Source organism: Kitasatospora sp. NPDC057542 (assembly GCF_042801945.1).
Classification (GTDB): Bacteria; Actinomycetota; Actinomycetes; order Streptomycetales; family Streptomycetaceae; genus Kitasatospora.
Genome location: NZ_JBHVFE010000380.1, coordinates 1 through 8863, shown reverse-complemented (window position 1 = coordinate 8863; position 8863 = coordinate 1). Strand labels below are relative to the sequence as shown.

Here is an 8863-nt window from a genome sequence, read left to right as displayed (position 1 = left end):
CCCCCCGACCGGGTGCACCGCCACCGCCGTCCCTCACCTCAGCGGACCGCCCTGATCAGCAGGCCCCGAGGTCGCTCCAGACGCCCCACGCACCGCCGGCCGCGGGGTCGTCGCCCTTGGTCCACCACTTGTTCTGGTAGTAGTGGCCCTTCCACGAGACCTTGGTGGGGGTCGCGTAGGTGGTGCCCGCGTCCCAGCTCGGGGCGGCCGTGCAGGTGCCCGAGGTCGGGGTCGGGGTCGGCGTCCCGGTCGGGGTCGGCGTCCCGGTCGGCGTGCCCGTGGGGGTCGGCGTCGGGGTGGCCGTCTGCGACGGGGTCGGGGTCGGCGTGCCGCCGTCCACCGCGCCACGGGTCAGGTCGCCCTTGATCCCGTACAGCGTGCCGCCCACGTTGACCGTCCAGTTCGACGGCGTGGACACCGGCAGGTAGTAGACGAAGTCCATGTCGATCGAGGCGCCCGGCGCCAGCGACTGCCAGCCCGGCAGCTTGACCGACACCCGGTTGTAGGTGCCCTTCAGGCCGCCCGCGTTGCCCGGGCCCGGGTTGTCCTGCTTGATGACCTGGAGGCCGAAGCCGGACTGGTCCTTGGCGTTGCCCGGAGCCGAGTTGCCGTAGTCGAACTGGAACTCGGTGCCGCCCGGCAGGGTCAGCGTCGAGTTGTTGACGATGTGCAGCTTCGGGTTGATCGGGTAGTTCGAGTCGCCCAGCGCGAAGTTGGTGAACGACACGTCGATCGGCAGGGTCTGCTGCGGCAGCGCGGTCGTCGAGCGGGTCGCGCCGTACGGGGCCGCCGACTTGAACTTGTCGTACATCAGCGAGGTCAGCGTCGAACCGGGGACGTACTCGCCCTTGCCGCCGTTGGCGGTGGCGTCCCACCTGTAGTCGCCCGCGAGCTCCCAGATCATCGCGCCGCCGGCGCCCTGGTTGACGATGTAGTCCGCCTTGGCGCCCACCGACTGCTCGTCCTCGGTGGAGAGGAACACCTTCTTGGTGTCGTTCCACAGCCACGGCGCCACCAGGGTGGAGCTGTAGTTGCGGGTGTAGGTGCCCTGGAGCGCGGTGTCGGACACCCCGTACTTGGCCAGGTAGTCGGGCAGGATGCCCTTCTCCAGGTTCTTGGCGTGCCACATCGGGTTCGACCCGGCCGGGGACTCCCTGCCCGCGTCGTCCTTGTCGTTCCAGATGTTGTCGATGCCGACCGCGCCGTCACCGCAGGCGGTCAGGCCGGAGCCGGCCGGGCAGGTGGTCGCCGAGGCGGTGCCCCAGAGGCCGTTGGTGCCGCCCTGGACGTTCTTGAAACCGCGGGTGTAGTACGGCAGGCCGACGTTGATCCGGCCGCCGGGCATCGAGCCGCGGAAGTAGTGGTACGACCAGTCGGCGTTGAGGTAGCCGATGCCGCCGTACTGCGCGGTGCCGTAGACGTTGGCGGCGGCCAGCTCGCCGTCCTTGCCGTCGTCGAACAGCGAGGCGTTCGGGCCGACGTACTTGTTCCAGGCGCCGTGCAGGTCGTACGACATGATGTTGACGTAGTCCAGGTACTTGGCCACCTGGAAGGTCTCCATGCCGCGCAGCAGGTAGCCGGAGGACGGGGCGGCGACCGACAGCAGGTAGTGCTTGCCGTCGGCGGCGCCCGCCTTGTCCAGGCTCTCGCGCAGGGTCTTCATCAGCGCCGCGTAACCCTTGGCCAGCGAGCCGCGCTTGGCGTTGGCGAGCTGCCAGTCCAGCGGGTTGCCGGCGTCCTTCATCGAGGTCGGGTACTCGTAGTCGATGTCGACGCCGTTGAAGCCGTACTTGCGGATGAAGTCGACCGAGGAGGCGGCGAAGGTGTCGATGCCGGCCTGGTTGACGCTGCCGTCCGCGTTGACGGTCATCGAGTAGAAGCCGCCGGAGTTGACGCGCTTGCCGTCGTCCCCGAAGTAGCCGCCGGTCTCGGTCCAACCGCCCACCGAGATCATGGTCTTGACGTTCGGGTACTGCTTCTTGAACTTCGTCAGCAGGTTGAAGTGGCCCTTGTACGGCAGGCTCGGGTCCAGCTCGGCACCGGGGACGCCGGGGAAGGAGATCCCGGTGGCCTCGTTGGTCGGGCCGTCGGTGCCGACCGAGAGCCTGTTGTCGCCGCCGACGTGGCCGAAGGCGTAGTTGAGGTGGGTGACCTTGTCCCAGGGGACGTCGTTCACGAGGTACGGCGCGTCGCCGTTCTTGCCGGTGCGCCAGCCGGTGAAGTAGCCGATGATGCGGCGCTGGTGGTCCGCGCCCATCTTCTCGCGCCCGCTGGTGTCGTAGACGGAGCAGTACGGGACGTCCACCCCGGGCGTCTGGTACAGGCCGTCCGGGCGGCAGGCCGCGTTGTCGACGGCCGCCGACGCCTGCGAGGGCGCCGCACCGAGCGTCGCCATCAGCAGCCCGGCCAACGAGGCCGCCGCGAGCGAGGCGACACCGGCCCTGGCCGCCGGGCTCTTCCGGCGGTGGGCAGCGGTGGGACGCCGCTCCGCCGTGTTTCGGATCAACACTCGGTCCTCCAGGAGAGAGTGTCGGCGCGTGCCTGTGGGGGAGCACGCACGTGGGGGGTTGCAATTGGCGCAGAAGCTATGTGGTCTGAACCACATAGGTCAATAGGTCTGTACCAATTGGTAATCAACAGCCAAACATCACAGGTCGGGAGCCCGGCCGAGCAGCTCCTCGTTCAGCGCCCCCCGGAAGCCAAAGGGCTCCCCGGTTCGCGGATCCGCAGCGCGCCGGCCGAGCTCGGCCGACCCGAGCTGTGCGAGGACTGCGGCACCGGCCCCGAGTGGCGCGGCAGGCCGATGACACTGGAAGTCGACCACATCAACGGCGACTGGTCGGACAACCGCCCGGACAACCTCCGACTGCTCTGTCCGAACTGCCACTCCGTCACCCCGACCTACTGTCGGCAGAAGAAGAGCGGTCCCGCCGCCCGGTGACAGGCGAAACGGAGGTGCCGGTCGTTCCGCGCGCCCAGTAACATGATGGCCAGCAGGACAAGCGGCCGTGGCGCAGAGGCGACGCAGACGGTTTAGGTCCGTTGGCCCGTGAGGGCTTGAGGGTTCGAATCCCTTCGGCCGCACAGAGAAATCCTTCGAATCGAAGGGCCCGACCGGTTGGGTTCCGGTCGGGCCCTTCGTTCTTCTCAGCCCAGGAGGTCCTTCACCACCGGCGCCAGGGCGCGGAAGGCCTGGCCGCGGTGGCTGATGGCGTTCTTCTCGTCGGCCGTGAGCTCCGCGCAGGTGCGGGTCTCGCCGAGGGGCTGGAGGATCGGGTCGTAGCCGAAGCCGCCGTCGCCGGCCGGGGCGGTGCGCAGGGTGCCGAGGAGGCGGCCCTCGACGACGCGCTCGGTGCCGTCGGGCAGGGCGAGGGCGGCGGCGCAGAAGAAGTGGGCGCCGCGGTGCGGCTCGGCGATGTCGGAGAGCTGGGCGAGCAGCAGGTCGAGGTTGGCCCGGTCGTCGCCGTGCTTGCCGGCCCAGCGGGCGGAGAAGATGCCGGGCGCGCCGTTGAGCACGTCCACGCAGAGGCCGGAGTCGTCGGCGACGGCGGGCAGGCCGGTGGCGCGGGCCAGGGCGTGCGCCTTGAGCAGGGCGTTCTCCGCGAAGGTGACGCCGGTCTCGGGGACGTCCGGGATCTCCGGGTAGGCGTCGGCGCCGACGAGTTCGACGTCCAGGCCGGCGTCCGCCAGGATGGCGCGGAGCTCGGTGACCTTGTGCTGGTTGCGGGTGGCGAGGATCAGGCGGGTGGACATGTCACCCACCCTACCGAGTGGCCGGGGACCGTCAGCCGGTGCAGACCGAGGTGAGGTTGCCGGCGGCGTCCCCGAGCGGCTTGAGGTCCGGGACCTCGTTCTTGTCGGCGGCCCGCTGCACGTTCTCGACCTGCTTCTGCAGATCGGTCACGGCCTTGGCGACGTCGGTGTTCTTGGAGTTCTTCCCGACCTGGTCGAGGTCGTTCTTGAGCTTCTGCAGGGCCTTCCCGGCGACCGCCGAGTCGTTGCTCGCGTTGTCGTAGGCCTTGGTGACGTCGGCGATGTCGCCGGTGATCCTGACGGCGGTGTTGCCGCAGTCGAGCGCCTTCTGGGCGGCGGAGCAGCTCACCATGCTGAGCGGGAGGATCGCGATGAGTCCCGCCACGGCGAGGGCGGCGGGGCGGGCGATGCTGGACGGCATCCGGTCCTCCTGTGGGGCGCGGGTTCCGTGGGTGGGACGCGCGCCGGGAGGTGCGCGGTTCCCGCAGCGGGAGTGCTGCGGGAACCGTACGGTCTCCGGGCCCGGCCTGTACAGCAGGCCGACCCTTCCGCGGGCCGTTCGCACCTCGGCCCGAACGGCCGTCGGCACCACGGGGCTGACCGTGCGTCCGATCCGGTCCACGGCTGCGGGGCCCGCGCGGGTTCAGCCCTCCAGGGCCTTGCGCTGGATCTCGTCGAGCTCGGCGCAGCCGAGGCTGCCGAGGTCGAGCAGCCGGTCGAGCAGGTCGCGGTCGAACGGGGCGCCCTCGGCGGTGCCCTGGACCTCGACGAAGCGGCCGTCGGAGGTGCAGACGATGTTCATGTCGGTCTCGGCGCGCACGTCCTCCTCGTACTGGAGGTCGAGCATCGGGACGCCGTCGATGATGCCGACGCTGACGGCGCTGACGCCGCCGGTGATCGGCTGGCCCTTGGCGCGCAGCAGCTTCTTGTCGCGGGCCCAGGACACGGCGTCGACCAGGGCGATGTAGGCGCCGGTGATGGCGGCGGTGCGGGTGCCGCCGTCGGCCTGGAGGACGTCGCAGTCGAGGACGATGGTGTTCTCGGCGAGCGCGCGGTGGTCGACCACGGCGCGCAGCGAGCGGCCGATGAGCCGGCTGATCTCGTGGGTGCGGCCGCCGATGCGGCCCTTGACGGCCTCGCGGTCGCCGCGGGTGTTGGTGGCGCGCGGGAGCATGGAGTACTCGGCAGTGACCCAGCCTTCGCCGCTGCCCTTGCGCCAGCGGGGCACGCCTTCGGTGACGCTGGCGGTGCACAGCACCTTGGTGTCGCCGTAGGAGATGAGGACGGAGCCTTCGGCGTGCTTGCTCCAGCCCCGTTCGATGGTGATCGGGCGGAGCTGTTCGGGGGTGCGGCCGTCGATGCGTGACATAGGCACTGAGCGTAGTCGCTCCGGGGGCGGCGCCGGATGCGCCGCGGCCCGCCATCCCCCTGAGCGGGTCGGCGGGCCGGGCGGGCCGAGCCTGGGTGGCTCAGCTCACATCATGTCCTCGATGTCGGCGGCGATCGGGTCGGCGTCGGTGCCGATGACGACCTGGATCGCGGTGCCCATCTTCACGACGCCGTGGGCGCCGGCGGCCTTGAGGGCGGCCTCGTCGACCAGGGCGGCGTCCTTGACCTCGGTGCGCAGGCGGGTGATGCAGCCTTCGACCTCTTCGATGTTCTCGATGCCGCCCAGACCGGCGACGATCTTCTCAGCCTTGCTGGCCATCTGGTTTCTCCCTCTGTCTCGGCCCTTCGGCGGCTCTGCCGGGTGCCGTCCTGCGCTGGTGCTGGGGTGTCCCTCGACCGCCGGGCGGTGAGGTCCGTGCCGGTGGCTGACGCGGGTTCGGCTGCGGTCGCGCCGGCGAGCAGCGCGACCAGCATCACCCGCGCCGGTCCGGTCCGCCACGTTAGTCCACTTTTGGCCCATTTCGGCAGGCAGGCTCCCGATCGCCGCCCGAGGATGACGACCAGTGGGGCTTACGCCTCCGGAGTGCGGCCTGCTTCTAAGTGGTCTACACCAATATATGTGTACTCCGAGGAACGCGGGAACGGCCCCGGGTGTTCCCGAGCCCCGCCCGAGGGTCCCGCAGGAGCCCTCGGGTCGGCAACCGCTCCCGGAGGGCGAAGGATGAGTTCGGCAGGCGCCACGGCTCCCCAGACCACCTGGTGGCACACCTTCTACGGCGGCCTCCAGAAGATGGGCCGTTCCCTGCAGCTCCCGGTGGCGGTGCTCCCCGCTGCGGGCATCCTCAACCGGCTCGGCCAACCGGACGTGTTCGGCAAGGACGGGCTGGGCTGGGACGACGTCGCGAAGGTCTTCGCCGCCGCGGGCGGCGCACTGCTCGACTCCGCCTTCGGTCTGCCGATGCTGTTCTGCGTCGGCGTCGCGATCGGCATGGCGAAGAAGGCGGACGGCTCGACGGCGCTGGCCGCTGTGGTCGGCTTCCTGGTCTACTACAGGGTCCTGCACGCCTTCCCGGAGAGCTGCAAGCCGCCGACGGTGCTGGTCGGCGACCAGTGCGTGGACTACGGCTCGGCGAAGGCGGCGGCCGCGACGTACCAGAACCCCGGCGTGCTGGGCGGCATCCTGATCGGCCTGATGTCGGCCTGGCTGTGGATCCGGTACCACCGCACCAGGCTGGTCGACTGGCTGGGCTTCTTCAACGGCCGCCGCCTGGTCCCGATGATCACCGCCCTGGCCGGCATGCTGACCGCCGTGGTGGCGCTCTGGGTCTGGCCGCCGATCGGCCGCGGCCTGAACGACTTCTCGCAGACCCTCTCCGACCTGGGTGCCGGCGGCGCCGGCATCTTCGGCGTGTTCAACCGCGCACTGCTGCTGATCGGCATGCACCAGCTGCTGAACACCTTCGTCTGGTTCCAGTTCGGGGAGTTCGTCAGGCCGGACGGCACGATCGCGCACGGCGACATCCCGCGCTTCCTGGCGGGCGACCCGACGGCCGGCCAGTTCCAGTCCGGCTTCTTCCCGATCATGATGTTCGCGCTTCCGGCGGCCGCCCTCGCCATCGCGCACTCGGCGAAGCCGCACCGGCGCAAGGAGATCTACGGCCTGATGCTCTCGGTCGGCCTGACCTCCTTCGTCACCGGCATCACCGAGCCGATCGAGTACTCCTTCGCCTACATCGCCCCGGCCCTGTACGCCGTGCACGCGCTGCTGACCGGCGCCTCGATGGCGGTGACCTGGGGGCTCGGGGTGCACGACGGGTTCAGCTTCTCGGCCGGCCTGATCGACTACGTGATCAACTGGGGGCTGGCCACCAAGCCGTGGCTGATCATCCCGATCGGCCTCTGCTTCGCCGTCGTGTACTACGCGCTCTTCCGGTTCATCATCATCAAATTCAACCTGAAAACACCGGGCCGGGAGGACGAGTCCGAGGTCGAGGACGTCACCAAGGCCTGAAACCGAGCGTCACCGGGGTTATCCCCGCAATGGCCTCCGGACCGACGGGTTCGGGGCCTTCGGCATTTCGGAAAGACCTGCCGCCGCGACCCAACGCCCCTGGCAGGACATGCTGTGCTTTTGTTGCGCCATTAGCCAAAATCGATTTTGTTGCGCAGTCGACCAAAGTCCCAATCGCGACGGGCGACCATGATCGCCATTCGGTAAGTAGGTTTCGATTTCATAGCACTTCGCGGTGACACCGCTTTCCGGGGTTCCTCGACTTCTCCACCCGTGCTACAAAACTGGTCTACACCACGTGTGGTGTAGACCAGTTCGCGGTTCGGCCCCTGTGCCCTCCCCCCGACCGACCGCCATGCCGTTAGGAACCCACCCCCATGAGTCAGTCTGCGCAGGCACCGGCGCCCGCCACGGCTCCGGCCTCGCCCAGCCCCGCCAAGAAGTTCGGCCAGAACCTCCTCCAGGGTCTGCAGAAGATCGGTCGCAGCCTCCAGCTGCCCATCGCCGTGCTCCCCGCCGCCGGTCTGCTGATGCGTCTCGGCCAGGACGACGTGTTCGGCAAGGACGGCCTCGGCTGGGACAAGGTCGCCTCGGTCTTCGCCACCGCCGGTGACGGCGTCTTCTCCAACCTGGCGCTGCTCTTCGCGGTGGGCATCGCGATCGGCTTCGCCAAGAAGGCCGACGGCTCCACCGCCCTCGCCGCGCTGGTCGGCTTCCTGGTCTACAAGAACGTCCTCACCGCGTTCCCGGTCTCCGAGGGCCACGTCGACGGCGACAAGTGGATCAAGCCGGTCTACCAGGACCCGGGCGTGCTCGGCGGCATCGTGATCGGTCTGCTGGCCGCGGTGCTGTGGCAGAAGTACCACCGCACCAAGCTGGTCGACTGGCTCGGCTTCTTCAACGGCCGCCGTCTGGTCCCGATCATCATGGCCTTCGTCGGCACCGCCGTCGGCGTCTTCTTCGGTCTGGCCTGGGGCCCGATCGGTGACGCCGTCAAGAGCCTGAACGACACCCTGATCGGCGCCGGCGCGGTCGGTGCGGGCGCCTTCGGCCTGGTCAACCGTGGTCTGCTGCCGGTCGGCATGCACCAGTTCGTGAACTCCTTCGCCTGGTTCCAGACCGGTGACTTCACCAAGGCCGACGGCACCGTCGTGCACGGCGACCTGACCCGCTTCTTCGCCGGCGACCCGACCGCCGGACAGTTCATGTCGGGCTTCTACCCGATCATGATGTTCGCACTGCCCGCCGCCGCGCTGGCCATCGCCCACGCCGCCAAGCCGCACCGCCGCAAGGCCGTCACCGGCATGATGGTGTCGCTGGCCCTGACCTCCTTCGTCACCGGTGTCACCGAGCCGATCGAGTTCTCCTTCGTCTTCATCGCCCCCGTCCTGTACGTCATCCACGCGCTGCTCACGGCCGTCTCGATGACCGTCACCTGGGCGCTCGGCGTGCACGACGGCTTCACCTTCTCCGGCGGCCTGATCGACTACGCGCTGGCCTGGAACAAGGCCACCGACCCGTGGATGATCATCCCGATCGGCCTGGTCTTCGCCGCGGTCTACTACTTCCTCTTCCGTTTCGCGATCACCAAGTTCGACCTCAAGACCCCCGGTCGCGAGGACGACGACGAGATCGAGGACGTCACCAAGGCCTGACGCCCGCGTCACCGCCCGCCTCGAAGGCCCCGCCCCGCCGCCGCTCCCCCGGTGG

General features: G+C 69.4%; 8 protein-coding genes and 1 tRNA gene. 4 read left to right on the top strand and 5 right to left on the bottom strand.

The window, feature by feature from the left end; genetic code table 11:
* Positions 1-55 precede the first annotated feature (55 nt).
* Positions 56-2395, bottom strand: coding sequence for a chitinase C-terminal domain-containing protein (locus ACFU7Y_RS33490; protein ID WP_380770625.1), 2340 nt, complete (start codon positions 2393-2395; stop codon positions 56-58).
* Positions 2396-2587: 192 nt separating this feature from the next.
* Here ACFU7Y_RS33490 and ACFU7Y_RS33485 point away from each other — a divergent pair, with 192 nt between their 5' ends.
* Positions 2588-2941, top strand: a complete 354-nt coding sequence (locus tag ACFU7Y_RS33485; RefSeq protein ID WP_374120022.1) for an HNH endonuclease signature motif containing protein — start codon at positions 2588-2590, stop codon at positions 2939-2941.
* Positions 2942-3002: 61 nt separating this feature from the next.
* A tRNA-Leu gene (locus ACFU7Y_RS33480) sits at positions 3003-3084 on the top strand.
* 63 nt (positions 3085-3147) lie between these two features.
* Here the strand turns inward: ACFU7Y_RS33480 and rdgB are convergent.
* The 4 genes from rdgB to ACFU7Y_RS33460 all read right to left on the bottom strand — a co-directional run bounded on the left by rdgB (position 3148) and on the right by ACFU7Y_RS33460 (position 5461).
* Entirely contained in the window at positions 3148-3753 is a 606-nt protein-coding gene (gene rdgB, locus ACFU7Y_RS33475) for an RdgB/HAM1 family non-canonical purine NTP pyrophosphatase (protein WP_224281939.1), read from the bottom strand.
* Positions 3754-3784: 31 nt separating this feature from the next.
* Complete coding sequence (locus tag ACFU7Y_RS33470) at positions 3785-4174, bottom strand: hypothetical protein (protein ID WP_224281937.1); 390 nt, start codon at positions 4172-4174, stop codon at positions 3785-3787.
* 222 nt (positions 4175-4396) lie between these two features.
* On the bottom strand, positions 4397-5122 hold the full coding sequence (gene rph, locus ACFU7Y_RS33465; RefSeq protein ID WP_224281935.1) for a ribonuclease PH: 726 nt from the start codon (positions 5120-5122) through the stop codon (positions 4397-4399).
* Between the two features lie 105 nt (positions 5123-5227).
* Positions 5228-5461 carry a glucose PTS transporter subunit EIIB gene (locus ACFU7Y_RS33460; protein ID WP_224281934.1) on the bottom strand — a complete coding sequence of 78 codons (234 nt, stop codon included), beginning with the start codon at positions 5459-5461 and terminating at the stop codon, positions 5228-5230.
* A 402-nt stretch (positions 5462-5863) separates the two neighbouring features.
* Here ACFU7Y_RS33460 and ACFU7Y_RS33455 point away from each other — a divergent pair, with 402 nt between their 5' ends.
* Together ACFU7Y_RS33455 and ACFU7Y_RS33450 are read left to right on the top strand one after the other, a co-directional pair.
* Positions 5864-7153, top strand: a complete 1290-nt coding sequence (locus tag ACFU7Y_RS33455) for a PTS transporter subunit EIIC (RefSeq protein WP_224281932.1) — start codon at positions 5864-5866, stop codon at positions 7151-7153.
* Between the two features lie 377 nt (positions 7154-7530).
* The gene (locus ACFU7Y_RS33450; RefSeq protein ID WP_224281930.1) at positions 7531-8808 is read left to right on the top strand and encodes a PTS transporter subunit EIIC; all 1278 of its coding nucleotides are present in this window, start codon (positions 7531-7533) and stop codon (positions 8806-8808) included.
* The last annotated feature ends 55 nt before the right edge of the window (positions 8809-8863 follow it).